A 25,445-nucleotide genomic window follows, 5' to 3' on the forward strand; every position below is an offset into this window, starting at 1 on the left:
TTAAGGCTCCCAGTAGACGACTGGGTTGATAGGCCGGATCTGGAAGGCGGGTAACCGCTGGAGGTGACCGGTACTAATAGGCCGAGGGCTTGTCCCCAGTTGCTCGCGTCCACTGTGTTAGTTCTGAGACAACGACCGTTGTCGGCTTTTGAGCAGAACACCAACTGAAAAGTGTGCTTGTTCGCTCGAAACCAATAGGGTTTCGGTGGTCATAGCGTGAGGGAAACGCCCGGTTACATTTCGAACCCGGAAGCTAAGCCTTACAGCGCCGATGGTACTGCAGGGGGGACCCTGTGGGAGAGTAGGACGCCGCCGAACAATTTTTGGAGGACCCCTGGTCACCAGCGTTCAGCTGGGACCAGGGGTCCTTTTGTTTTTCCAGGGCGCGCCGGCTACCCGGCTGCGCGAGAATGACTTGCGGTACCGAAGACAGGAGTCACCCATGTCCACCAACTCTCCCGACGACCGACCGGAGCGCGACCAGCGACGGGACAGTGGTGACCGTGGTGACCGCAGCGATCGCGGCGGCTTCCGCGGCGGTCCGCAGCGCGGCAACGACCGTGCCGGCGACCGCGGTGGTGACCGTGGCGGCTACGGACGCCGTGACGACCGACGCGGCGACGACCGCGGCGACCGTGGCGGTTTCCGCCCCCGTGACGACCGCGATCGCGGCACTTACGGCCGCCGCGATGACCGTCCGTCCAGCGGCCCGCGCCGCGATGACCGTCCGTCCAGTGGCCCGCGCCGCGATGACCGTCCGTCCAGTGGCCCGCGCCGCGATGACCGTCCGTCCAATGGCCCGCGCCGCGATGACCGTCCGTCCAGTGGCCCGCGTCGTGACGACCGCTCGGGCGGCTTCCGTCGCGACGACCGTCCGACGAGCGGTCCCCGCCGTGACGACCGGCCCTCCAGTGGTCCGCGCCGTGACGACCGGCCGTTCGCTCCTCGGCGCGACGACCGTTCCGGCGGCCCGCGTCGCGATGACCGTCCGTCCAGTGGCCCGCGTCGTGACGACCGCTCGGGCGGCTTCCGTCGCGACGACCGTCCGACGAGCGGTCCCCGCCGTGACGACCGGCCCTCCAGTGGTCCGCGTCGCGACGACCGGCCTTCCGGTCCCCGGCGTGACGACCGCTCGTTCGGTCCGCGTCGCGACGACCGGGACAGCGGGGTCGGCAGGAGCGGGGAACGTCCCCCGTTCCGCCGCGACGACCGTGGTGAGCGGCGCGGCGACGACGACCGCCGTGGTTTCCGCCGGGACGACGACCGTGGCGGCTTCCGCCGGGACGACCGGCGGGACGACCGCCGCACCGACGACCGCGGCGGTTTCCGTGGCCGTGACGACCGACCCGGCGGCTTCCGTCGTGACGACCGTGGCGACCGGCCCGAGCGTGGTGGATTCCGCAGGGACGACCGGCGTGACGACAACCGGGGTGAGCGTCCCTCCTTCGACCGCCGTGACGACCGTAGGGACGACCGGCGTGACGACCGCCGTGAGGGCGAGCGCACCGGTTTCCGTCGCACCGACGACCGGGCACCTGCCCGGCGCGACGACCGTGGCAACGACCGCGGCACCTTCCCCCGCCGTGACGACCGCCGCGATGACCGCCGTGACGAGCGGCGCGGCGACGACCGTGGGAGCTACCCGCGTCGTGACGACCGCAGGGACGACCGCCGGGTTGACGACCGTGGGAGTTTCCCCCGTAGCGACGACCGGCGTGACGACCGGCAGGGTGGCGACCGGGGTGACCGCGGTGGCTTCCGGCGGGACGACAGCCGTGGCGAGCGCCCGGGCGGCTTCCGCGGCCGCGACGACCGGGGCCGCGACGACCGTGGTCGTGGGGGCTTCGCCGGACGGCGTGACGACCGCGCCGGCGGCCGTCCGGGCGGGTTCCGTGGCCGCGACGACCGCAGGGGCGACGACCGTCCCGGTGGCTTCCGCGGCCGTGACGAGCGGGACCGGGAGCCGATCAAGCGGCTGCCGATCCCCGAGGAGGTCACCGGCGAGGAGATCGACAAGGACGTACGGCAGGAGCTGATGAGCCTGCCGAAGGGGCTCGCGGAGGACGTCGCCAGGAACCTGGTGATGGTCGCCCGGCTCATCGACGAGGACCCCGAGGGTGCCTACGGCTACTCCCGGGTGGCCCTGCGACTCGCGTCCCGTGTCGCGGCGGTGCGTGAGGCGGCCGGGTTCGCCGCGTACGCCAACCAGAAGTACAGCGAGGCGCTCGCGGAGTTCAGGGCCGCGCGTCGGATGACCGGCAACGTGGAGCTGTGGCCCGTCATGGCCGACTGCGAGCGCGGACTCGGGCGGCCGGAGAAGGCACTCGACATGGCCGGGGCCCCCGAGGTGCACAAGCTCGACAAGGCCGGCCAGGTGGAGATGCGGCTCGTCGCTGCCGGCGCCCGGCGCGACATGGGGCAGCTCGACGCGGCCATCGTGACGCTGCAGAGCCCCGAACTCGCCTCCAACTCCGTGCAGCCGTGGACCGCGCGACTGCGCTACGCGTACGCCGACGCCCTGCTCGCGGCCGAGCGTGAGGGTGAGGCGCGCGAGTGGTTCGCGAAGGCCGTGGAGGCCGACAAGGACGGCAGCACGGACGCCTCCGACCGACTCGCCGAGCTAGACGGCGTGGACTTCGTGGACGCGCTCGACGAGGACGGTGAGGGCGACGCCCCCGCCGAAGAAGAGCCTCGCGACGCCGTTCCGGCCGACGACGAGGACGACCTCGACCTCGACCTCGTGGACGACCTCGACGACGACGTCCAGGGTGACCTCGACGACGACGCCGACGAGTCCGCCGACGACCTCGCCGATGCGGACGCCGACCTCGATGCCGGCGCGGCCGACGACAACGCCGACGCCGACGCCGATGACGACGCCGATGACGACGAGTCGGACGACGACGTCGAACCCGGCGTCCGATCCGCGGTCACTCCCGACGCCGACGCCGACGCCGACGCCGACGCCGACCGTGACAAGGACTGATCGCATCGAATGAAAGGGGCGGGATCCCGGTGACGGGGTCCCGCCCCTTTCGCGTGTCAGACCTCCAGCGCGCGCAGCACCAGGCCCGAGGCCGGTTTCGGGCCGAACGACGTCGACTTGCGGGGCATCGTCACGCCCTGGCGGGCGAGGTCGCGGACGACCTCCTCGCGGACGGGGTGCAACAGGACGGCCGTACCGCCGTCGCGTTCCGCCTTCTCGACCGTGGCCGCCGTGTCGTGGATGTAGGCGATGTGGGCGGGGGAGTCCTCGGGGACGTGCCACACGTGGGCGAGGAGCGTGGCGTGCAGGACGGTCGCGTCCAGGGTGCGCCAGGCCGTGGGGCGGTCCGCCGGCACGGTCCGTGCCAGGAGCCGCGGGTCGGGGCGGTCGACCAGGTGGAAGGCGCCGTCGCCGGCGAGGAGGAAGGCGTTGCCCGCGCAGGCCGCGTCCGCGAGGGCCTCCAGAGCGGTCGCGAGCGGCCCGTCCAGGCGGCGGACGCGGAAGTGGCCGTCCAGGGCGGCCAGGGCCGCGGACACCGGCAGGCCGTGCAGGAGCCGGTGGATGGCGCGCACGCGCAGCGGGTAGCGGGCCGTGTCGACCAGGAGGACCAGACCGTGGTCCCAGGGGCCGGGCGAGGGGTGCTCCGCGCGTAGACGCCGGTAGGTGGCCCAGCGGTGGTGGCCGTCGGCGATGAGGGCCTGGTGGCGGGCCAGGTCGGCCTGGACGCGGGCCAGGTCGGCCGGGTCGGTGATGGACCAGAGGCGGTGTTCGAAGCCGTCCTCCGTGGTCGTCGACAGGAGCGGGGGCTTCTCGGCGGTGCGCTCGACCGCCTCGGCGGCGGCCGTCGCCGAGGCGTCGCCCCGGTAGGTCAGGAGGAGCGGTTCGAGGTTCGCGGAGGTGGCGCGCATGAGGGCCGCGCGGTCGGCGACGACGTGCGGCATGACGTCCTCGTGGGGCAGGACCACGCCGTCGGCCGGGTCCGACAGCCGCAGGGCGCCGATGATCCCGCGCTGGAGCATGCCGTCGTCGTGGCGCTGTTCGTAGACGTACAGGCCGGGTTCGGGGTCGGTGGTGAGGATCCCCTCGGCCTGCCAGCGGCGCAGGGTGTCGGCGGCCTGCTCGTTGCGGACACTCGGGGTGGTGGCCTGCGGCAGGATCAGCCGGACGATGTTGTACGGGTCCGCGGACTGGAGGTGCCACAGGCCGTCGGGGCGGACCACGACGTCGTACGGAGGGGACGTCACGGCGGCCAGGCTGCCGACCCGGTCGGGGTCGTACCGCAGGCCTCGGAACGGGGTGAGTTCCAGGCCCCGGGGCGTCGTTGCTTCCGAGTGACCTGCTGAGTTCATCCCGGCATCGTACGTGTGTCGGTGGCATGAGCGATGATCGGGGAAAGCGGACGAACGAGGAGCGATGTGGAATGAGCCAGAGCGTCAGGACGAAGCCCGACGGCAGTGACCGGGCCCTGAGCGAGGCGTACGACACGGCGCTGCTCGACCTGGACGGCGTGGTGTACGCGGGGGGTGAGGCGATCGCGCACGCGGTCGACTCGCTCGCCGCGGCCCGGTCGGGCGGGATGCGGCTCGCGTACGTCACCAACAACGCGCTGCGGACGCCCGACGCGGTCGCCGGGCACCTCGGCGAACTCGGCATCCCCACCGAGGCGTCGGACGTCATCACGTCGGCGCAGGCCGTGGCGCGGCTGATCGCCGAGCAGGTGCCGGCGGGGGCCAGGGTGCTGGTGATCGGCGGGGAGGGGCTGCGGGTCGCGCTGCGCGAACGCGGGCTGGAGCCCGTCGAGTCGGCGGACGACGATCCGGCGGCCGTCGTACAGGGCTTCGGCGGGCCGGAGTTGCCCTGGGGCCGTTTCGCGGAGGCCAGTTACGCCGTCGCGCGCGGGGTGCCGTGGTACGCCTCCAACACCGACCTGACGATTCCCAGCGGGCGCGGGATCGCCCCGGGCAACGGCGCGGCGGTCGAGGTCGTCCGGATCGCCACCGGTGCCGAACCGCAGGTCGCGGGGAAGCCGTTGCCGCCCATGCACCGCGAGACGATCCTGCGCACGGGGGCCGAGCGGCCGCTGGTGGTGGGGGACCGGCTGGACACCGACATCGAGGGCGCGTTCAACGGCGAGGTCGACTCGCTGCTCGTCCTCACCGGCGTGACCGACCCGCCCCACCTGCTCGCGGCGCCACCGCAGCACCGGCCGACGTATGTCGACGCCGACCTGCGCGGGATGCTCACCGGGCAGCCGGAGGTCACCGCGGAGGGGGACGGGTTCCGGTGCGGTGGCTGGACGGCGACGGCCGGTACGGAGGAGTTGGAGCTGGAGGGCGAGGGCGAGGCCGTCGACGGGCTGCGGGCGTTGTGCGCGGCCGCCTGGACGGCGGCCGGTGAGGGTGTCTGCGAGCTCGATCCGGGGAAGGCGCTGGCGCGGCTGGAGTGGTGAGCCGGCGGGTGGCCGGCGGGTGGACCGCCCGGGTCCGGCCTCGGGAGCCCGACCGCTTGCGAGGGTAGGCTAACCTAACTGCGTGTTGGTCGACAGTCCTCCCGAACAGTGTGCGGACACCGCCCCCGCGCCCCCAACCCGACGGGCGGTGCGCGCTCTTGGCCTGCTCGTCTCCGTCGTGATCCTGCTGCTGGTCGCGCTGGCGAGTATCGCGATCGGGGCGAAACAGCTGTCCATGGGGGAGGTCTGGCACGGTCTGTTCCACAACTCCGGCACCTACGGCGACGTCGTGGTGTCGGAGCGGCTGTCGCGGACGGTGCTGGGGCTGCTGGCCGGTGCCGCGCTCGGCCTGTCCGGGGCGGTGCTCCAGGCGCTCACCCGCAACCCGCTGGCCGATCCCGGGCTGCTCGGCATCAACGCGGGCGCCTCCGCCGCCGTGGTCACCGCCATCACCTTCTTCGGCGTCACCTCGCTGAGCGGCTATGTCTGGTTCGCGTTCTTCGGGGCGGCCGCGGTCGGGGCGCTGGTCTGGTTCCTCGGCGGCAGCCGGGGCGCGACACCGGTCCGGCTCGCCCTCGCCGGTACGGCGATCAGCGCCGCGCTCTACGGCTATCTCCAGGCCGTGATGATCAGCGACGACGCGGCGCTCGGCAGGATGCGCTTCTGGACCGTGGGTTCGCTGTCCTCCGCGAGCGACTCGACCATCGTGCAGGTGCTGCCGTTCCTGGCGGCCGGCACGCTCCTCGCACTCGCCCTCGCCCGGCCCCTCAACGCCATGGCCATGGGCGACGACACCGCCAAGGCCCTCGGCGCGCACCTGAACCGCACGCGGGCGCTGTCCATGCTGTCGGCCACCGTGCTGAGCGGGGCCGCGACCGCCGCGTGCGGGCCGATCGTGTTCGTCGGGCTGATGGTTCCGCACGCCGTGCGCTCCTTCACCGGGCCCGACCTGCGCTGGATCCTGCCGTACGCGACCCTCCTGTCGCCGGTGCTGCTGCTGGGCTCCGACGTCATCGGCCGGGTCGTGGCCCGGCCGGCGGAGCTCCAGGTCGGCATCGTGACCGCGCTCATCGGCGGGCCGGTGTTCATCTTTCTCGTACGACGGCGGAGGACGGCGCAACTGTGAGCACCACCCGGACCAACCGTGTCCTCAGGACGCCGGGCGGGCTCTCCGTCCGGGTGGACGTCCGCGCCCTCGTCGTGGTCGTGCTGCTGCTGCTCGTCGCGCTCACCGCGAGCGTCGTGCTCATCGGCACCGGCGAGTTCCCGATCCCGCCCGCCGACGTCCTGCGGGCCCTGGCGGGCCGCGGCACCGCCGGGCAGGAACTCGTCGTCAACGAGCTGCGGCTGCCGCGGGTCCTCGTCGGTCTGCTGGTCGGTGCCTCGCTCGGGCTGGGTGGGGCCCTGTTCCAGTCCATCTCGCGCAATCCGCTGGGCAGTCCGGACGTGCTCGGCCTCGGGCAGGGCGCGACGGCCGGGGCGCTCGTGGTGATCGTGCTGATGTCCGGCGACGCGGCCGAGGTGACCGTGGGCGCGCTCGTCGGCGGCCTGGCGACCGGGCTCGTGATCTACCTGCTGGCCTGGAAACAGGGCGTGCACGGCTACCGGCTGGTGCTGGTCGGCATCGGGGTGTCCGCGGTCCTCACGGCGGTCAACGGCTATCTGCTCACCGTCTCCGACATCGTCGAGGCCTCCCGTGCCGTCGTCTGGATGACCGGCTCCCTCAGCGGCCGCGACTGGACGCAGGTCTGGCCGCTGCTCGCGCTGTGCGCGGTCCTCGTGCCGCTGGTGCTGGCCAACGCGCGCGGGCTGCGGACGACCGAGATGGGCGACGACGTCTCGCACGCCCTCGGGGTGCGCGTCGAACGCGTACGGCTGGTGCTGATGGTGGCCGCCGTACTGCTCACCGCGGCCGCCACCGCCGCCTGCGGCCCCGTCAGTTTCGTGGCGCTCACCGCGCCGCAGCTCGCCCGGCGGCTGACGCGCTCGCCCGGCCCGAACCTGCTGCCCTCCCTGTGCATGGGTGCCGCGCTGCTGGTCACCGCCGACTGGGTCTCGCAGTGGACGTTCGGCGCGGACCAGTTGCCCGTCGGAGTGGTCACCGGTGTGCTCGGCGGCGTCTACCTGCTGTGGCTGCTGGTGACCGAGCGCAGGGCGGGCCGGATATGAGCGCCGGCAGCAGTACCCGCAGCGGACCGACGAACCAGAGGAGCACCGTGAACCGCCTGTCCGCCGAGGACGTCACCCTCGCCTACGACCAGCGTGTCATCGCCGCGCGGCTGTCGGTCGAGATACCCGACCACTCCTTCACCGTGATCGTCGGGCCGAACGCCTGCGGCAAGTCCACGCTGCTGCGGGCCCTGTCGCGGATGCTCAGGCCGAGCGAGGGACGGGTGCTGCTCGACGGGCAGGTCATCCAGTCGCTGCCCGCGAAGAAGGTCGCGCGGACCCTGGGGCTGCTGCCGCAGTCCTCGATCGCGCCGGACGGCATCACCGTCGCCGACCTCGTCGGCCGCGGCCGCTACCCGCATCAGGGCATCCTGCGCCAGTGGTCGGCCGAGGACGAGCGGGTCGTGCGGGAGGCGATGGCGCAGACCGGCGTCGGCGAGCTCGCCGAACGGTACGTGGACGAGCTGTCGGGCGGTCAGCGGCAGCGGGTGTGGATCGCCATGGCGCTGGCCCAGCAGACGCCGCTGCTGCTCCTCGACGAGCCGACCACCTACCTCGACATCCAGCACCAGATCGACGTCCTCGACCTGTGCGCCGAACTGCACGAGGAGCAGGGGCGCACCCTGGTGGCCGTGCTGCACGACCTCAACCACGCCGCCCGGTACGCCACCCACCTCATCGCGCTCCGCGAGGGCGAGATCATCGCCGAGGGCGCGCCGGGCGACATCGTCACGGCCGAGCTGGTCGAGGACGTGTTCGGGCTGCGCTGCCAGGTGATCGACGACCCCGAGACGGGCACGCCGCTGGTGGTGCCGGCCGCCCGCAGGGCCCGCGCCGCGGCCCGTGCCGGGGGTGCGACGAGGGCTTCCTGAGACGGCTGCGAGGGGGCCCGTGTCGGCGCCCGTGAGGCGGCCGCCGCAGAAGCTTCCCGAGGCGGCCGCGAAGCCCTGCCGGCGCCCCCTGCGGCGGCTTCGTGAGGTGGCCGCGGCGGCCCGTGCCGGTGCTCCCTACAGAAGCTTCCTGAGGCGGAACACGTCCCGCAGGCTCGCCTCCAGCTTCACCCGGCCCGCGCCCCAGGCCTTCGCGAAGTTGAGCTCGCCGTTCACCATCGCCACGAGGTCGTCGCCGGTCATCGTCAGTCTGATGTCGGCCGTCTCGCGCGGCGGACCCTGGAGCGTGTCGCTCACCACGATCCGGCCGCCGGTGAGGCGGCCGACGAAGGTGATGTCCAGGTCGGTGACACGGCAGCTCAGCGAGCGGTCCAGGGCCGCGGCCTCCGCCACGCCGCCTTGGGCGCCCGCCATGTTGTCCGAGAGCTTGTCGAGTGCGGCACGGCACTCCTCAGTCGTCGCCATCGCGACCGACGGTACCCCAGCGCTTCGGGGTAGCGTCGGGGCATGAGCGACTCAGTTCCCGAGGCCGGCGCCCGGGACGAAGCGGCGGCCGCGGAGCCGCAGGCTCCGCCCGGACCGGAGTACGAACCGGCCGGTCCCGCCCCGCTGGGCGTGGTCCGCACCCCCACCGGCGACCCCGAGGTCGACGCCCGGCTGGAGCGCCTCGCCGACGCCGACCACCTCACCACCGACGGGCACGTCGAGGTGTACGAGGATGTACACCGGGGGCTGCGTGACGCGCTGACCGCGCTCGACGCCCGCCCGGGACCTCCGGCGCCCCCGTCGACGCACCACCACAGGAGCTGAACCGAACGTGGCAGGAGTGGCACGCCGCCGCCTCGATGCCGAGCTGGTCCGCCGCAAGCTCGCACGCTCGCGCGAGCACGCCGGACAGCTGATCGCCGCCGGGCGGGTCTCTGTCGGCAAGACCGTCGCGACCAAATCGGCCACCCAGGTCGAGACCGCGGCCGCTATCGTGGTCGCGGCCGACGACGGGGACCCCGACTACGTGTCGCGGGGCGGCCACAAGCTCGCCGGCGCGCTCGCGGTCTTCGGACCGGCCGGGCTCGTGGTCGAGGGCCGGCGGGCGCTGGACGCCGGAGCGTCCACCGGGGGCTTCACGGACGTACTGCTGCGGGCGGGTGTCGCGCACGTGGTCGCAGTCGACGTCGGATACGGCCAACTCGCGTGGTCTCTGCAGAGCGATGAACGCGTCACCGTCAAGGACCGTACGAACGTACGCGAGTTGACGCTTGAAGTGATCGATGGGGAGCCTGTGGATCTTGTCGTGGGGGATCTGTCCTTCATCCCGCTGGGGCTGGTGCTGCCCGCCCTGGCGGGATGCGTGAAGCCGGACGCCGACCTGGTGATGATGGTCAAGCCGCAGTTCGAGGTGGGGAAGGAGCGGCTGGGCAGTGGAGGAGTCGTCCGCAGCCCGGAGCTGAGGGCGGAGGCCGTGCGCGGTGTCGCCGCGCGGGCCGCGGAGCTCGGGCTCGGGGTGCGGGGGGTCACCGCCAGCCCGCTGCCCGGACCCTCCGGGAACGTCGAGTACTTTCTGTGGCTGCGGGCCGGGGCACCGGAACTCGACCCGGCCGATGTCGACCGTGCAGTGGCGGAGGGGCCGCGTTGACCGAGAACCGAGCTCGTACTGTTTTCCTGCTCGCCCACACCGGGCGGCCGGCGGCCATCCGCAGCGCCGAACTCGTCGTCAAGGGCCTGCTGCGCGAGGGCATCGGCGTGCGCGTCCTGGAGGCCGAGGCGCGTGACCTGCCGCTGCCGAGCGAGGTGGAGCTGGTCGGTGAGGCCACCCCGCAGTGCCTCGACGGCTGCGAGCTGCTCATCGTGCTGGGCGGTGACGGCACGCTGCTGCGCGGCGCCGAGTTCGCCCGGGCCTCCGGGGTGCCGATGCTCGGCGTCAACCTCGGTCGGGTCGGGTTCCTCGCCGAGGCCGAGCGGGACGACCTGGACCGGGTCGTCGACCGGGTGGTGACCAAGTCGTACGAGGTCGAGGAGCGGATGACCGTCGATGTGGTCGTGCACCGCAACGGCGACATCGTGCACACCGACTGGGCGCTGAACGAGGCGGCCGTGCAGAAGGTGTCCGCCGAGAAGCTGCTGGAGGTCGTGCTGGAGATCGACGGCCGGCCGGTGACGGGGTTCGGGTGCGACGGGATCGTGTGCGCGACCCCGACCGGGTCGACCGCGTACGCCTTCTCGGCCGGCGGGCCCGTGGTGTGGCCCGAGGTCGAGGCCCTGCTGATGGTGCCGATCAGCGCGCACGCCCTGTTCGCGAAGCCCCTGGTGACCTCGCCGAACTCGGTGCTCGCGGTGGAGGTCCTGCCGCACATCCCGCCGGGGGTGCTGTGGTGCGACGGGCGGCGGACGGTGGAGCTCCCACCGGGCGCGCGGGTCGAGGTGCGGCGGGGAGCCGTGCCGGTACGGCTGGCCCGGCTGCATCACGCGTCGTTCACCGATCGGCTGGTCGCGAAGTTCGCGCTGCCGGTGTCGGGGTGGCGGGGGGCGCCGCACTGACACCCGGGGAGGGGGCGGGGGAGATACGCGGCCGCGAGTGGTTCGCGGCTGTTCACGCGGGTCCCCGCGCCCCCGCGGTCGGTGCACTCGGGTGGGTGACATGGGCGCCCGCTGTGCATTCGTCCACCTGGGACTTCGCGGCTGTGGGGTGGGCGCCGTCGCACCTCCCGCCCCCGACCTCGTAAGGTCGTGTCCGTGCTGGAGGAGATGCGGATACGGTCGCTCGGAGTCATCGACGACGCGGTCGTCGAGCTGTCGCCCGGTTTCACCGCCGTGACGGGTGAGACGGGTGCGGGCAAGACCATGGTGGTCACCAGCCTGGGATTGCTCCTGGGCGGACGCGCCGACCCCGCGCTCGTGCGGATCGGCGCCAAGAACGCGGTCGTGGAGGGGCGCATCGCCGTGCCTGCGGGCGCGTCGGCGGTCCTGCGGGCCGAGGAGGCGGGCGCGGAGCTCGACGACGGGGCGCTGCTGATCAGCCGTACCGTTTCCGCGGAGGGGCGCTCCCGGGCCCACCTCGGCGGACGGTCGGTGCCGGTGGGACTGCTGGCCGAGCTGGCCGACGACCTGGTGGCCGTGCACGGGCAGACCGACCAGCAGGGGCTGCTCAAGCTGTCCCGGCAGCGGCAGGCGCTCGACCGGTACGCCGGGGACGCCGTCGCCGTGCCGCTGGCCAAGTACACCGAGGCCTACCGGCGGCTGAGGGCCGTCGCCGTCGAGCTCGACGAGATCACCACCCGCGCGCGGGAACGGGCCCAGGAGGCCGACCTGCTGCGCTACGGGCTCGACGAGATCGCGGGCGTGGAACCACGCCCCGGCGAGGACGTCGAGCTGGCGGAGGAGGCGGAGCGGCTCGGGCATGCGGAGGCGCTGGCGTCCGCCGCGACGGCCGCGCACGCCGCGCTCGCGGGCAATCCCGAGGACCCCGAGGGCATCGACGCCGCCACGCTCGTCGCGGGCGCGCAGCGGGCCCTGGACGCCGTACGGTCGCACGACCCGGCGCTGGCCGCGCTCGCCGAGCGGCTCGGTGAGATCGGCATCCTGCTCGGTGACGTGGCCGGGGAACTCGCCGGGTACGCCGACGACCTCGACGCCGACCCGCTGCGGCTGTCGGCCGTCGAGGAGCGGCGGGCCGCGCTGGGGGCGCTGACCCGGAAGTACGGCGAGGACGTCGCCACGGTCCTCGCCTGGGCCGAGCGGAGCGCCGTGCGGCTGACCGAGCTCGACGGCGACGACGAGCGGATCGGCGAGCTGACGATCGAGCGGGACGCGCTGCGGGCCGAACTGGGCGGGCTCGCGCAGGCGTTGACCGACGCGCGGACGGAGACGGCGGAGCGGTTCGCGGCCGCGGTCACCGCCGAGCTGGCCTCCCTCGCGATGCCGCACGCGCGCGTGTCCTTCGACATCCGCCAGACCGAGGACCCCGAGGGCGTCGAGGTCGGTGGACGCACGGTGGCGTACGGGCCCTCCGGCGTCGACGAGGTCGAACTGCTGCTGGCGCCCCACCCCGGCGCGCCGCCGCGGCCCATCGCCAAGGGCGCGTCCGGCGGTGAGCTGTCCCGCGTGATGCTGGCCGTCGAGGTCGTGTTCGCCGGAACCGATCCGGTGCCGACGTACCTCTTCGACGAGGTCGACGCGGGCGTGGGCGGCAAGGCCGCGGTGGAGATCGGACGGCGGCTGGCCCGGCTCGCGAAGACCGCGCAGGTCGTGGTCGTGACGCACCTGCCGCAGGTGGCGGCGTTCGCCGACCGGCAGCTGCTGGTGGAGAAGACGAACGACGGGTCGGTGACGCGCTCCGGCGTCAAGGTCCTGGAGGGCGAGGAACGCGTCCGGGAACTCTCGCGGATGCTGGCCGGACAGGAGGACTCCGAGACCGCCCGGGCCCACGCCGAGGAACTCCTGGCGACGGCCAGAGGCGACGTCTAGGGGCGAGGGCCAGGGGCGAGCGCTAGGGGCGAGGGCCAGGGGCGTCGCGCGTCGGGGAAGTGCCCGGTCGTGGGGGCGTGTTCGGTTTTCGGGGGGCGCGCGGAGTGCGCGGAACCAACGGTTCCCTCACTCGTGTGAGTGACCCAGCGCGGCGCGTCGCCCGGTTTTCGAGTTCCCGGCGTTGCCGGAACACCCGTACGGCCTGGCATCCTTGGTCGGGCACGCAGCACGCGGAGGAAGCGCGCGGTACGCTCCTCCGCTCGCTACCTTCTGTACGTTTCCTCGTGCCCGCCCGACGCCGAACCAGGAGCCCCGGCCACGTGATCCCCGTGAGCAGCCCCGCACCGCACGGCAGGCCGCCGCTGCGCACCGTGCAGGTGCTGGGCGGCGGCAACGCCCGCAGCAGCGCGCACGTGCGCTCCCTGGCCCTGGGGCTCGCCGCACGGGGCGTGCGGGTCACCGTGTGCGCCCCCGCTGACGCCGATCACTCCTACGACTTCACCGGGGCCGGCGCCCGGCACGTGCACGTGCCACGCAGCAGCGACCCCGCCTCCGTGGCCGCGCTGCGGGTGGCGTGCGCCGACGCCGACCTGGTGCACGCGCACGGACTGCACGCCTCCTTCCGGGCCGTGCTCGCCCTCAGCGGCCGCCGCACCCCGCTGGTCGTCACCTGGCACGACCGCGCGCACGCCGAGGGGGCCCGCGCGCATCTGCTGCGCCTGCTGGAGCGCCGGGTCGTGAAGGCCGCCTCCGTGGTGCTCGCCACCACCTCGGACCTGGTGGACCGGGCCCGCCGCACGGGCGCGCGCGATGCACGGCTCGCGGCGGTGACGGTCCCCGGGCCGGGCGCCGACCCGGAGCACGAGGACCCGGACCGGCTGCGGCCCAAGCTGCGGGCCGAACTCGGCGCCATCGGCAGGCCGTTGCTGATGGCCGTCGGCTCCCTCGACGCGCACCGGGGCTACGACACACTGCTCGACGCGGCGCGCGCCTGGCGCCGGCTCGACCCGGTGCCGCTCGTGGTGATCGCGGGGGAGGGGCCGCTGCGGACCGTGCTCCAGCGGCGGATCGAGGACGAGGGGCTGCCGGTGCGGCTCCTCGGCCGGCGGGACGACGTGGCCGACCTGCTCGCCGCCGCCGACCTCGCCGTACTGCCCAGCCGGTGGGAATCGCGGTCGGTGCTGGCCCAGGAGGCCCTCCTGGCGCGTGTGCCGCTGGTCGCCACGGCGGTCGGCGGTGTTCCCGACCTGGTCGGCGACGCGGCCGAACTCGTGCCCGGCGAGGACCCGGACGCCCTCGCGGACGCCGTCGTACGGCTGCTCGGTGATCCCCGGCGGTGCCAACTGTTGCGGGACCGGGGGACCGTGCAGGCCGCCACCTGGCCCACCGAGGACGAGACCGTCGCCCAAGTCCTGAGCGTCTACGACGAGTTGACCCAGCCGCGACCTTTCGTCTGACGCCCCCTCCGTCCGGTTCGGCCGGCTCCTAGGACACGTGCCGGCGTGCCCGCAGCGCCAGGCTCAACGCCAGGACCGTCTGCGGGTCGTCGAGGTCGGTGCCGAGCAACTCCCCGATCCGGGCGAGGCGGTTGTAGAGCGTCTGCCGGTTCAGGTGCAGTTCGCGTGCCGTCTCCGCCTTGCGGCCGGCATGCGCCAGGTACGTCTGGAGGGTGGGCAGCAGCGGCGGCTTGGAGCGGCTGTCGTGGTCGCGGAGCGGGCCGATCGCGCGGTCCACGAAGGCCGCCAGGTCGGGATGGTCGCGCAGCCGCCACAGCAGCAGGTCGATGTCCAGGCGCCGCGCGTCGTACCACGGCCGGTCCGACAGGCCGTGCGCCGCGGTCGCCGTCTCCGCCGCGTGCCGCAGCCCCGCCGAGGCCGCCGCCCAGCCCCCGGCCATCCCGACGACCACGACCGGCGGCTGGGCCCCCGGCCGCTGGATCCCGGCCCGTTCCACACCCGCCCGCAGCGCCGCCGCGACCCGGTCCGCGACCGCCGGGCGCTCCGACTCCGACCGCAGGCCCAGCAGCAGCGGGACGCGGCCTTCGACCGGCCGTACCCCCAGCAGGACCGGAACCCCCACCGAGGCCAGCTCCTCGCCGACCGCGCGCGCCAGGACCGCCCAGCCGCCGCCCGGGGAGAGCGCGTCGCCGAGCCCCATCACCACCGGCAGCAGCGGGCCGTCACCCGGCTTGAAGCCCAGGACGCGTGCCTGCGCGGGCGCGTCCTGGGCGGCGACGCGGCCCTCCGCGAGGTCGGTGAGGAAGTCGCCGCGTCCGCGCGCGGCCAGTTCCTCCTCCTGCCGGGCCTGCATCAGCACCACGGCCAGGATGCTCGCGGCCCGTTCCGCGGCGATCCGGTGCACCGGCGCCAGCCGGGCCCGCACCGGCAGCAGGACCAGCCGCGCCCGGACCGAACCCGTCCCGGGGCCGCCGCCGGGCACGTCCACCAGCAGCGACCCCGCCGGTGGCGGGGTGTCCCGGTGCTGGGCGCGCAGTCCCTCCCAGACCTGGAGCGGGTCGGCGCCCTCGGGACCGGCGCCGGCGGCGTACAGGAGCAGGCCGTCCGTCGTCTCCAGGAACACCGGGTTGGCGCTGAAGTCGGCCAGGATGCCGAGCACCTGGGGGACTCCGCCGCCGCCGAGCAGCGCCTCGGTGCACCGGCGGTGCACCTCCTCGGCCCGTTGCAGAAGGGCGTAGTGGCCGTTGACGATCTCGGTGTGGATCTCCTCGGTCACCGCGACGAACGGGACCTCGCGGTGCAGTTGCACCAGCGGCAGCCCGGTCGCCCGGGCCGTGTCGACGAGAGCGGCGGGCAGCCGGGTGAAGCGCGGGCCGAGCTCCACCACGAGGGCCGCGATGCCGCGCTCGGCGAGGGTGCGCACGAACGCCCGCTGCTCGGCCGGGCGGGTGCCGAGGCCGTAGCCCGTGGTCAGCAGCAGCTCGCCGCCCTTGAGGAGGGAGGCGATGTTGGGGACCTCGCCCGCGTGCACCCAGCGCACCGTGCGCTGCAGCCGGTCGGCGCCCGCGATGATCTCGGGCAGCCCGCTGCGCAGTCCGGGCAGCTCCAGTGCCCGCTGCACGGTGATCCCCGCGCCCTGGGTGTCGAATCTGCTGTCCGCGCCGCTGTCCATGAGCCGGACGCTACCCGCGCGGACGCCACCGGGACATCTCCGGGCACCCACGGGAACGATCACGGACCCCAGGACCGCTCACGGCGCCGGTGCCGGACGGATGTTGTGGTTGAAGCGGAACGCGTTGTCCGGGTCGTGGTGCCGTTTCAGCTCGGCCAGCCGCCGGGTGTTCTCGGCGCCCAGGCCGGCCACCACCCGGTCCGTGCCCTCGTCGCCGACGAAGTTGAGGTGGACCGCGCCCGTGCTCCACGGCCGGACGCCCGTCCGGACGTCCCGGACCCACCGGACGGCCCGTTCGTCGTCGGCCGGGTCCACGGCCAGGCCGCAGCAGCGGTCCAGCCAGCCGGTGCCGCCGCCGAGGACGAATCCGCCCACGCCGGTGGTGGAGGCCCGCCCGCCGGTGGTCGCCAGGCCGTACGGCTGGGTGGCCCGGTCCATGTCGCTCGTCGTGGCGCCGCCCGCCACCCGTACCGCGGCGGCCGCCGGATCGACGGTGACCGCCCGCATGTGCCGCAGGTCCACCACCAGGCCGCCGTCGTTGACCGCCGTACCCGCCACGCTGTGGCCGCCGCCGCGCACCGCGACGGGCAGGCCGAGGTCACGGGCGAAACGCACCGAGCGCACGACGTCGGACTCGTCCACGCACTGGGCGATCACCGCAGGACGCCGGTCGATCATCGCGTTGAAGACGGTCCGTGCCTCGTCGTAGCCGGGGCCACCCGCGTCACCACGTCTCCGACCAGATCCTCGCGCAGCGCGCGGACGGCCGCGCCCGCCTCGATGCGGAGGCCATGCGGCGCCCCCTTCCGTGCAGGGGCCGTTGGCTCCAGCGCAGGCGGGCCCGGCCGGTCTCTCCTGTTCAGCCGCCGTAGGCACCCGACGCCGTCAGGCGCAGGGCCGTGTCGATGAGCGGGACGTGGCTGAAGGCCTGCGGGAAGTTGCCGACCTGGCGCTGCAGGCGCGGGTCCCACTCCTCGGCGAGCAGGCCGAGGTCGTTGCGCAGGGCCAGCAGCTTCTCGAACAGCTTGCGGGCCTCGTCCACCCGGCCGATCATCGCGAGGTCGTCGGCCATCCAGAACGAGCAGGCGAGGAAGGCGCCCTCGTCGCCGGGCAGGCCGTCGACGCCCTCGGCCTCACCGTCGGTGGGGTAGCGCAGGATGAAGCCGTCCGAGGTGGACAGCTCGCGCTGGATCGCCTCGATGGTGCCGATCACGCGCTTGTCGTCCGGCGGCAGGAAACCCATCTGCGGGATCAGCAGCAGCGAGGCGTCCAGTTCCCTCGAGCCGTAGGACTGCGTGAAGGTGTTGCGTTCCTTGTCGTAGCCCCGCTCGCAGACGTCCCGGTGGATGTCGTCGCGCAGCTCGCGCCAGCGCTCCAGCGGGCCGTCCGCGTCACCGGACTCGATCAGCTTGATGGTGCGGTCCACCGCCACCCAGGCCATGACCTTGGAGTGCACGAAGTGGCGGCGCGGGCCGCGCACCTCCCAGATGCCCTCGTCCGGCTCGTCCCAGTGGCCCTCCAGGTAGCGGATCAGCTTGAGCTGGAGCACCGAGGCGTAGTCGTTGCGGGCCAGGCCCGTCATGTGGGCCAGGTGCAGGGCCTCGGTGACCTCGCCGTACACGTCCAGCTGGAGCTGGTGCGCGGCTCCGTTGCCCACCCGGACGGGCCCGGAGTTCTCGTAGCCGGGCAGCCAGTCGAGCTCCGCCTCGCCGAGCTCGCGCTCGCCGGCGATGCCGTACATGATCTGCAGGTTCTCGGGGTCGCCGGCGACGGCCCGCAGCAGCCACTCGCGCCAGGCGCGGGCCTCCTCGCGGTAGCCGGTGCGCAGCAGCGAGGACAGGGTGATCGCCGCGTCCCGCAGCCAGGTGTAGCGGTAGTCCCAGTTGCGGACGCCGCCGATCTCCTCGGGCAGGGAGGTGGTGGGCGCGGCGACGATGCCGCCGGTGGGGGCGTACGTCAGCGCCTTGAGGGTGATCAGCGAGCGGACCACGGCCTCGCGGTACGGGCCGTGGTACGTGCAGTGGTCGACCCAGTCGCGCCAGAAGTCCTCGGTCGCCTCCAGCGACTGCTCGGGCTCAGGCAGCGGCGGCGGCTGCTTGTGGGAGGGCTCCCAGGAGATGGTGAAGGCGATCCGGTCGCCCGGCGCGACCGTGAAGTCCGAGTACGTGGTCAGCGACTTGCCGTAGGTCTCGACGGATGTGTCGAACCACACGGAGTCGGGACCGGCGACGGCGACGGTGCGCCCCTCGTGCTTGTGGACCCAGGGCACGACCCGGCCGTAGGAGAAACGCATCCGCAGGGCGGAGCGCATCGGGACGCGGCCCGAGACGCCCTCCACGATGCGGATCAGCTGGGGGGCGCCGTCACGCGGGGGCATGAAGTCGGTCACGCGGACCGTGCCGCGGGGGGTGTCCCACTCGGACTCCAGGATCAGGGAGTCCCCGCGGTAACCGCGGCGGGCCGCGGTGGGCGGCCGGGCGTCGGAGGCGTAGGCGGGCCCGAGCCGCCAGAAGCCGTGTTCCTCGGTGCCGAGCAGACCGGCGAAGATGGCGTGCGAGTCGAAGCGGGGCAGGCACAGCCAGTCCACCGTGCCGTCCCGGCAGACCAATGCCGCGGTCTGCATGTCTCCGATGAGTGCGTAGTCTTCGATGCGCCCGGCCACGTGCAACTCCAGTCGAACGGCCACGTCACCCCCAGCAGGGGGCTGTCGCTCTTGCGGTCAGGGGGAATGGGTCAAGCGTCGTTGAGCGGTGAAGCAAAGCAGCCGCTCGTGCCGTATGGCAAAACGACAATCTCCGCTCAACGAACTGGCGGGCGCTCGTTGTTCCGGGGCGTACGGGCGGGGGGTGGTGCCCTGTTGCCGGGCGGGCTCGCCAGCGAGTGTCCGAGCAGGATACGACGCACGTAGATGATCTGCGTGCCGCTCCGGGCAACCCGGATGGGCCGAACGGGTGAGCGGCCGGCGAGAAACACGTGACCAGGGACGGCTCCGTGTCGACGCGTGCGCGGTGCGTGGCCGGAAGCCATCTCCTCCGGGCGCTGATACCCTGGTAGCCCGTGGACCGGTGGGCAAGAAACCCCCGAACCGCAGCGACGGCACCCCCGGAGATTCCCGGTCGGCAGCCGTACCGCACCCCAGACCGCGACCACGGGAGCCCCCTCTTGGCCATGACGCCCAAATCCACGACGACCAAGCACATCTTCGTCACCGGGGGTGTCGCCTCCTCGCTCGGCAAGGGGCTGACCGCCTCGAGTCTCGGGATGCTGCTCAAGGCCAGGGGCCTGCGCGTCGTCATGCAGAAGCTCGACCCGTACCTGAACGTCGACCCGGGCACGATGAACCCCTTCCAGCACGGTGAGGTCTTCGTCACCAACGACGGCGCCGAGACCGACCTGGACATCGGACACTACGAGCGCTTCCTCGACCGCGACCTGGACGGCTCCGCCAACGTCACTACAGGACAGGTCTACTCGACGGTGATCGCCAAGGAGCGGCGCGGCGAGTACCTCGGCGACACCGTGCAGGTCATCCCGCACATCACCAACGAGATCAAGCACCGCATCCGCCGGATGGCGACGGACGAGGTGGACGTCGTGATCACGGAGGTCGGCGGCACCGTCGGCGACATCGAGTCGCTGCCGTTCCTGGAGACCGTCCGCCAGGTCCGCCACGAGGTGGGCCGGGACAACGTCTTCGTCGTGCACATCTCGCTCCTGCCGTACATCGGCCCCTCGGGCGAGCTCAAGACCAAGCCGACCCAGCACTCGGTCGCGGCCCTGCGGAACATCGGTATCCAGCCCGACGCCATCGTGCTGCGCTCCGACCGCGAGGTCCCGACCGCCATCAAGCGCAAGATCTCGCTGATGTGCGACGTCGACGAGGACGCGGTGGTCGCCTGCCCCGACGCCCGCTCGATCTACGACATCCCGAAGACCGTGCACGGCGAGGGCCTGGACGCCTATGTCGTCCGCAAGCTGGACCTGCCGTTCCGCGACGTGGACTGGACGACCTGGGACGACCTGCTCGACCGGGTGCACCGGCCCGACCACGAGGTCACCCTCGCCCTGGTCGGCAAGTACATCGACCTGCCCGACGCCTACCTCTCGGTCACCGAGGCGCTGCGCGCCGGCGGCTTCGCCAACAAGGCCCGCGTGAAGATCAAGTGGGTCACCTCCGACGACTGCCGCACCCCGGCCGGCGCCGCCCAGCAGCTCGGCGACGTCGACGGCATCTGCATCCCGGGCGGCTTCGGCGACCGCGGGGTGCTCGGCAAGGTCGGCGCCATCCGCTACGCCCGCGAGAACCGCGTCCCGCTGCTCGGCCTCTGTCTCGGCCTGCAGTGCATCGTGATCGAGGCCGCGCGCAACCTGGCCGACATCCCGGACGCCAACTCCACCGAGTTCGACTCGGCCACCTCCCACCCGGTCATCTCCACGATGGCCGAGCAGCTCGACATCGTCGCCGGCGAGGGCGACATGGGCGGCACGATGCGGCTGGGCATGTACCCGGCCAAGCTGGCCGAGGGCTCCATCGTGCGTGAGGTGTACGACGGCAAGGAGTACGTCGAGGAGCGTCACCGCCACCGCTACGAGGTGAACAACCACTACCGCGCGGAGCTGGAGAAGGAGACCGGGATCGTCTTCTCCGGCACCTCCCCGGACGGCAAGCTCGTCGAGTACGTCGAGTACCCGCGCGAGGTCCACCCCTACCTGGTCGCGACCCAGGCGCACCCCGAGCTGCGCTCGCGTCCGACGCGGCCGCACCCGCTGTTCGCCGGACTGGTGAAGGCGGCGGTCCAGCGGACCGTCGCCGCGGCGGGCACGAGTTCCGAGTAACAGACCGGTTGTACGGTGGCCGGGGCGCGCACCTTCAAGAGGTGGGCACCCCGGCCGCTTTCACGCGCGGCCTCGCACACGGTTCGGTACGTCTGGGAGGACAGGGCATGACCATCAGGGACACCCCGGAGGAGTGGGAGATCCGGGCGACGCAGACGCCCTTCGTGGGCAACAAGACCTCCGTACGCACCGACGACGTGGTCATGCCCGGCGGCACGGTGGTCCACCGCGACTACCAGGTCCACCCCGGCTCGGTCGCCGTCCTCGCCCTCGACGACGAGGGGCGCGTGCTGGTGCTGCGTCAGTACCGCCACCCCGTGCGGCACAAGCTCTGGGAGATCCCGGCCGGCCTGCTCGACGTCCCCGGCGAGAACCCGCTGCACGCAGCCCAGCGCGAGCTGTACGAGGAGGCGCACGTCAAGGCCGGGGACTGGCGGGTGCTCACCGACGTGTACACCACCCCGGGCGGGTGCGACGAGGCCGTACGGATCTTCCTCGCCCGTGACCTGTCGGAGGCCGACGGGGACCGCTTCGAGGTCGAGGACGAGGAGGCCGACATGGAGCTGTCGCGCGTGTCGGTGACCGAACTGGTCAGCGGGGTGCTCGCGGGCGAACTGCACAACAACTGCCTGGTGGTGGGCGTGCTTTCGCTGGTCGCCGCCGAGCAGGGCGACGGGCTCGACGCGCTGCGCCCGGCGGAGGCGCCCTGGCCCGCCCGTCCGTTCGAGTCCTGAACACACACCCCACCGGTGTGACCATCGGCTGATCCGATCGGGGGACCTCCCCGCCGCGCTCCGCCCGGGAGGTAGCAGAGCGTGAACTAGGCTCTGGAAACGCCCGAACCGGAGTCCCGGCGGGCTTGCGCGTGCGGTGGGACGGGAGTGTGGCCCGTGACGGATCAGGCGGTGGACACGGACGGTGCACGGCTGTCGGAGCGCGCTCCCGAAGAGGCCCGGTTCGTGGGCCGCACGCGGGAGTTGAAGGAACTCCGCGCCGACATCGAGCGCGCCGGTCTGGACACCCTCTCCGGCCGCAAGGCCCCCCGCGCACGCGTGCTCCTCATCGCGGGCCGGCCCGGCTCGGGCCGCACGGCCCTCGCCGAGGAACTCGTCCGGCAGGTCGCGGACCGCTACGGCGGCGGGACGCTCCGCGCCCGGCTCAGCGACCCCGACGGCACCCCCGTCCCCACCGAACGCACCGCCCGCGACCTGCTCGACGCCCTCGGTCTGCCCGCCCCCGCGGGAGCCGCCGAGGACGACCTCACGGCCGCCCTCCGCGAGGCCCTCGCCGACCGCCGGGTCCTGCTGCTGCTCGACGACGCCGCAGCCGCCGAGCAGGTCGACGCCCTGCTCCCGGACGCCCCGCAGTGCCTGGTCGTCGCCGTCTCCGGCGGCCCCCTCACCGGGATCGCGGACGTCCGGCCCTGCACCCTGGGCGGCCTCGACACCAAGTCCGCCCTGGAGCTGCTGAGCCGCTGCACCGGCTCGGTCCGCATCACCGTCGACCCGCGCGCCGCCGAGAAGCTGGTCGAGGTGTGCGGGTCACAGCCGGCCGCGCTGGCCCTGGCCGGCGGCTGGCTCGCCGCCCGCCCCACGGCGGCCGTCGCCGACCTCGCCAAACACCTGCACGCCGAGAGCGACGAGGGAACCCCGCTGAGCCGTGTCCTGCGGCTCGCCCACGCCTCCCTGTCCGTCCCGGCCGCCCGCATGCTGCGCCTGCTCTCCCTCGCCCCGGCCGGCCTGGTCGACCCGCACACCGCCTCCGCGCTCGCCGGCTGCTCGGTCAACGGCGCCCGTACCACCCTGGACGACTTCGTCGCTCTCGGCCTGCTGCGGGCCGTCGGGTCGCCGCTGCCGCAGTACGAGGTCCCCGGCTGCCTGCAGCCCCTGCTGCGGGCCCTCGCCGACACCCGGGACCGTCCCGCGGAACTCCAGCTGGCCCGTGCCCGCATGCTGGAGCGCACGGTGCGGCTGCTCCAGTCCTGCCGGGCGATCACCGAGACCGACAGTCCCCCGGCCCGCCAGAAACTGCTCGGCATGCCGCGCTCGCTGCGCTTCCCCAGCCCCCGGGCGGCCGAGGAGTGGCTGAGGGCGTGCCGCCCCGCCCTGCTGGCCTCCGTGCGGCTCGCGGTCGCCGACGGGGAGCTGGACACCCTGGCCCGCCGTCTGATGTCCCAGCTGGTGCGGGCGATGGTCGCCCACTTCGGCACCCGGGAGGCGGCCCCGGACCTGTACGGCGTCCACGGGCTGGTCCTCGACGTGGCCGAGCGGCGCGGGCTGCCCCGCGAGAAGGCCGCGGCGCTGCTGAACCTCGGCGACCTCGACGCCCGCACCGGCCGCACCACGGAGGCGCTGGCCCGCTACCGGGCGGCGCTGGACGCGGGGCGCGAGGCGAACGACCCGTACGCGACCGGCCGTGCGATGGAATCCGTCGGCGGCGCCCATCTGGAGCTCGGGGACTACGACCGGGCCGCCGACTGGTACGGCCGGGCACTGGCCCAGCGGCTGGCCCGGGAGGAGCGCGCGGAGGCCGCCCGGCTGTACGGCCGTATCGCCGCCGCGCACACCTACGCGGGCCGCTACGGCGAGGCGCTGCGCAACTGGCGTGCCGCGGTCGCCGGGTACCGCAAGAACGGCGATGTGGCCGCCCAGGCGCGGGCGTTGAGCGAACTGGCCCGGGTCCAGGAGTACGCGGGACGGCCCGCCGAGTCGCTGCGGACCTGCCAGGAGGCGGTGGAGTGGGCGCGCCGGGCCGAGGACGTGCGCCTCCAGGCCGCGCTGCAGCTGCGGCTCGCCGACACGCTGGAGCACCTCGGCGACCCCGTGGCGGCCCGGCTGCACCGGGGCGCGGCCGAGCGGCTGCTGGGCGAGGACCCCCGGGAGAGCGCTCCCGCACCGGGGCCGGGGGCCGGGGCGCCCGGGCCGGAGGCCGTGGGGCCGGCGCCCGCGGCGGCGGGCCCGGCGACGGAGGCCGTGGGGCCCGAAACGGGGGCCGCGGAGCCGCAGTCCAGGGTTCCGAAGGCGGAACACGGAGCTAACACCTACGAAATCCGTAGTACACCCGCCGAAGATTGATGCAATGAAAGGCTAGACAGGAAGAACGCCTTCATTAAACTGGCTCTGCCGCACCTTCCCAGCGGTGTCTCCCGGTGTGCACCCGCATGCCTGGGTATGTGTTGTATTGCCCCCACATCCTCTGAGCCAAGGACCGTGATCCACGTGAAGGTCGGCATCCCCCGCGAGGTCAAGAACAACGAGTTCCGGGTGGCCATCACCCCCGCCGGCGTGCACGAGCTGGTGCGCAACGGTCACCAGGTCGTCGTCGAGCTGGGCGCCGGTCTCGGCTCCTCGATCACGGACGCCGAGTACGTCGCCGCCGGCGCGCAGATCCTGCCGACCGCCGACGAGGTCTGGGCCACCGCCGACCTGCTGCTGAAGGTCAAGGAGCCCATCGCCGAGGAGTACCACCGCCTCCGCAAGGACCAGACGCTCTTCACCTACCTGCACCTGGCCGCCTCCCGCGAGTGCACCGACGCCCTGCTGGAGTCGGGCACCACGGCGATCGCGTACGAGACGGTCGAGCTGCCGGGCCGCGCGCTGCCGCTCCTCGCTCCGATGTCCGAGGTCGCGGGCCGGCTGGCCCCGCAGGTCGGCGCCTACCACCTGATGCGCGCCAACGGCGGCCGCGGTGTGCTGCCCGGCGGTGTCCCGGGTGTGCTGGCCGGCCGGGCCGTCGTCATCGGCGGCGGCGTCTCGGGCTGGAACGCCGCCCAGATCGCCATCGGCATGGGCTTCCACGTGACGCTGCTGGACCGCGACATCAACAAGCTCAAGGAGGCGGACCGGGTCTTCGGCACGAAGATCCAGACGGTCGTCTCCAACGCCTTCGAGCTGGAGAAGGCCTGCCTGGAGGCCGACCTCGTGATCGGCGCGGTGCTCATCCCGGGCGCCAAGGCCCCGAAGCTGGTCACCAACGAGCTGGTCTCCCGGATGAAGCCCGGAAGTGTCCTTGTCGACATCGCGATCGACCAGGGCGGCTGCTTCGAGGACTCCCGTCCGACCACGCACGCGGAGCCGACCTTCCCGGTCCACAACTCGGTGTTCTACTGCGTCGCCAACATGCCGGGCGCGGTGCCCAACACCTCCACCTACGCGCTCACCAACGCGACGCTGCCGTACATCGTCGAACTCGCCAACCGCGGCTGGGCCGAGGCGCTGCGCCGGGACGCGGCCCTGGCCAAGGGTCTCAACACGCATGACGGCAAGGTCGTTTACCAGGAGGTCGCCGAGGCGCACGGCCTGGAGCACGCCGAGCTGGAGACCCTGCTCGGCTGAGCCCCGGCGCCAAGTCGGCGCAGGCCAAAAGGCGATACGTCAACAGAGGTCGTCAACACCGCGCACCCGGCCGGACCTTGCTCGATGAGGTCCGGCCGGATGTGTGTATGGTCACTTTGCGACTCTCGGTCAACTCGCCTCGAACGTAACCCTTGAACCGATTCGTACACCGGTGAAACCTGCCGTGCGAC

17 protein-coding genes, 2 rRNA genes and 3 pseudogenes are annotated in these 25,445 nt (G+C 73.2%); 17 read left to right on the top strand and 5 right to left on the bottom strand.

Annotated elements, in window-relative coordinates; translation table 11 throughout:
• The 4 genes and pseudogenes from ABZT03_RS16905 to ABZT03_RS16920 form a co-directional block, all read left to right on the top strand.
• A 23S ribosomal RNA gene (locus ABZT03_RS16905) occupies window positions 1-97 on the top strand; the annotation flags it as partial.
• A 104-nt stretch (window positions 98-201) separates the two neighbouring features.
• A 5S ribosomal RNA gene (rrf, locus tag ABZT03_RS16910) occupies window positions 202-318 on the top strand.
• Window positions 319-415: 97 nt separating this feature from the next.
• A pseudogene (locus tag ABZT03_RS16915) lies at window positions 416-1,867 on the top strand (hypothetical protein); the annotation flags it as partial.
• A gap of 108 nt (window positions 1,868-1,975) precedes the next feature.
• Window positions 1,976-2,668, top strand: a pseudogene (locus ABZT03_RS16920) (hypothetical protein); the annotation flags it as partial.
• Window positions 2,669-3,042: 374 nt separating this feature from the next.
• Here ABZT03_RS16920 and ABZT03_RS16925 read toward each other — a convergent pair.
• A complete protein-coding gene (locus ABZT03_RS16925) occupies window positions 3,043-4,335 on the bottom strand; it encodes a DUF1015 domain-containing protein (protein WP_356039696.1) in 1,293 nt (430 codons plus the stop codon).
• Between the two features lie 71 nt (window positions 4,336-4,406).
• Here ABZT03_RS16925 and ABZT03_RS16930 point away from each other — a divergent pair, with 71 nt between their 5' ends.
• The 4 genes from ABZT03_RS16930 to ABZT03_RS16945 all read left to right on the top strand — a co-directional run bounded on the left by ABZT03_RS16930 (window position 4,407) and on the right by ABZT03_RS16945 (window position 8,476).
• Window positions 4,407-5,435, top strand: a complete 1,029-nt coding sequence (locus tag ABZT03_RS16930; RefSeq protein WP_356039699.1) for an HAD hydrolase-like protein — start codon at window positions 4,407-4,409, stop codon at window positions 5,433-5,435.
• Between the two features lie 82 nt (window positions 5,436-5,517).
• A complete protein-coding gene (locus tag ABZT03_RS16935) occupies window positions 5,518-6,561 on the top strand; it encodes an iron chelate uptake ABC transporter family permease subunit (RefSeq protein ID WP_356039701.1) in 1,044 nt (347 codons plus the stop codon).
• On the top strand, window positions 6,558-7,604 hold the full coding sequence (locus ABZT03_RS16940; protein WP_356039703.1) for an iron chelate uptake ABC transporter family permease subunit: 1,047 nt from the start codon (window positions 6,558-6,560) through the stop codon (window positions 7,602-7,604). Before ABZT03_RS16935 ends, ABZT03_RS16940 begins: the two co-directional genes overlap by 4 nt.
• Complete coding sequence (locus ABZT03_RS16945; RefSeq protein ID WP_356039705.1) at window positions 7,601-8,476, top strand: ABC transporter ATP-binding protein; 876 nt, start codon at window positions 7,601-7,603, stop codon at window positions 8,474-8,476. The genes ABZT03_RS16940 and ABZT03_RS16945 overlap by 4 nt, the downstream gene beginning before the upstream one ends.
• A 135-nt stretch (window positions 8,477-8,611) precedes the next feature.
• Here the strand turns inward: ABZT03_RS16945 and ABZT03_RS16950 are convergent, their stop codons facing one another.
• On the bottom strand, window positions 8,612-8,959 hold the full coding sequence (locus ABZT03_RS16950) for an SCP2 sterol-binding domain-containing protein (protein ID WP_356039707.1): 348 nt from the start codon (window positions 8,957-8,959) through the stop codon (window positions 8,612-8,614).
• A gap of 42 nt (window positions 8,960-9,001) precedes the next feature.
• On the opposite strand from ABZT03_RS16950, the gene ABZT03_RS16955 reads away from it, so the two are divergent.
• The 5 genes from ABZT03_RS16955 to ABZT03_RS16975 all read left to right on the top strand — a co-directional run bounded on the left by ABZT03_RS16955 (window position 9,002) and on the right by ABZT03_RS16975 (window position 14,412).
• Window positions 9,002-9,304 carry a hypothetical protein gene (locus tag ABZT03_RS16955; RefSeq protein ID WP_356039709.1) on the top strand — a complete coding sequence of 101 codons (303 nt, stop codon included), beginning with the start codon at window positions 9,002-9,004 and terminating at the stop codon, window positions 9,302-9,304.
• Between the two features lie 7 nt (window positions 9,305-9,311).
• Window positions 9,312-10,127 carry a TlyA family RNA methyltransferase gene (locus ABZT03_RS16960; RefSeq protein WP_356039711.1) on the top strand — a complete coding sequence of 272 codons (816 nt, stop codon included), beginning with the start codon at window positions 9,312-9,314 and terminating at the stop codon, window positions 10,125-10,127.
• A complete protein-coding gene (locus ABZT03_RS16965) occupies window positions 10,124-11,029 on the top strand; it encodes an NAD kinase (RefSeq protein ID WP_356039713.1) in 906 nt (301 codons plus the stop codon). Before ABZT03_RS16960 ends, ABZT03_RS16965 begins: the two co-directional genes overlap by 4 nt.
• A gap of 207 nt (window positions 11,030-11,236) precedes the next feature.
• A complete protein-coding gene (gene recN / locus ABZT03_RS16970) occupies window positions 11,237-12,955 on the top strand; it encodes a DNA repair protein RecN (protein WP_356039922.1) in 1,719 nt (572 codons plus the stop codon).
• 320 nt (window positions 12,956-13,275) lie between these two features.
• A complete protein-coding gene (locus ABZT03_RS16975; protein WP_356039715.1) occupies window positions 13,276-14,412 on the top strand; it encodes a glycosyltransferase family 4 protein in 1,137 nt (378 codons plus the stop codon).
• A gap of 28 nt (window positions 14,413-14,440) precedes the next feature.
• On the opposite strand, the gene ABZT03_RS16980 is transcribed toward ABZT03_RS16975, so the two are convergent.
• The 3 genes and pseudogenes from ABZT03_RS16980 to ABZT03_RS16990 all read right to left on the bottom strand — a co-directional run bounded on the left by ABZT03_RS16980 (window position 14,441) and on the right by ABZT03_RS16990 (window position 18,746).
• Window positions 14,441-16,084: a PucR family transcriptional regulator gene (locus ABZT03_RS16980; RefSeq protein WP_356039717.1), complete on the bottom strand. Its 1,644-nt coding sequence runs from the start codon at window positions 16,082-16,084 to the stop codon at window positions 14,441-14,443.
• Between the two features lie 78 nt (window positions 16,085-16,162).
• Window positions 16,163-16,866: pseudogene (locus ABZT03_RS16985) on the bottom strand (FAD-binding protein).
• Window positions 16,867-16,943: 77 nt separating this feature from the next.
• Window positions 16,944-18,746 (bottom strand): glycoside hydrolase family 15 protein, encoded by a 1,803-nt coding sequence (locus tag ABZT03_RS16990; protein WP_356039925.1) that lies wholly within the window; start codon window positions 18,744-18,746, stop codon window positions 16,944-16,946.
• A gap of 506 nt (window positions 18,747-19,252) precedes the next feature.
• On the opposite strand from ABZT03_RS16990, the gene ABZT03_RS16995 reads away from it, so the two are divergent.
• From ABZT03_RS16995 to ald, 4 genes are all read left to right on the top strand, one after another.
• On the top strand, window positions 19,253-20,920 hold the full coding sequence (locus ABZT03_RS16995) for a CTP synthase (protein WP_356039719.1): 1,668 nt from the start codon (window positions 19,253-19,255) through the stop codon (window positions 20,918-20,920).
• A gap of 107 nt (window positions 20,921-21,027) precedes the next feature.
• A complete protein-coding gene (locus ABZT03_RS17000; RefSeq protein WP_356039721.1) occupies window positions 21,028-21,654 on the top strand; it encodes an NUDIX hydrolase in 627 nt (208 codons plus the stop codon).
• Between the two features lie 156 nt (window positions 21,655-21,810).
• Window positions 21,811-23,994: a tetratricopeptide repeat protein gene (locus ABZT03_RS17005; RefSeq protein ID WP_356039723.1), complete on the top strand. Its 2,184-nt coding sequence runs from the start codon at window positions 21,811-21,813 to the stop codon at window positions 23,992-23,994.
• A gap of 135 nt (window positions 23,995-24,129) precedes the next feature.
• Window positions 24,130-25,254, top strand: coding sequence for an alanine dehydrogenase (gene ald / locus ABZT03_RS17010; protein WP_356039725.1), 1,125 nt, complete (start codon window positions 24,130-24,132; stop codon window positions 25,252-25,254).
• The last annotated feature ends 191 nt before the right edge of the window (window positions 25,255-25,445 follow it).

The organism is Streptomyces sp. NPDC005574, from assembly GCF_040605435.1.
Lineage (GTDB): Bacteria > Actinomycetota > Actinomycetes > Streptomycetales > Streptomycetaceae > Streptomyces.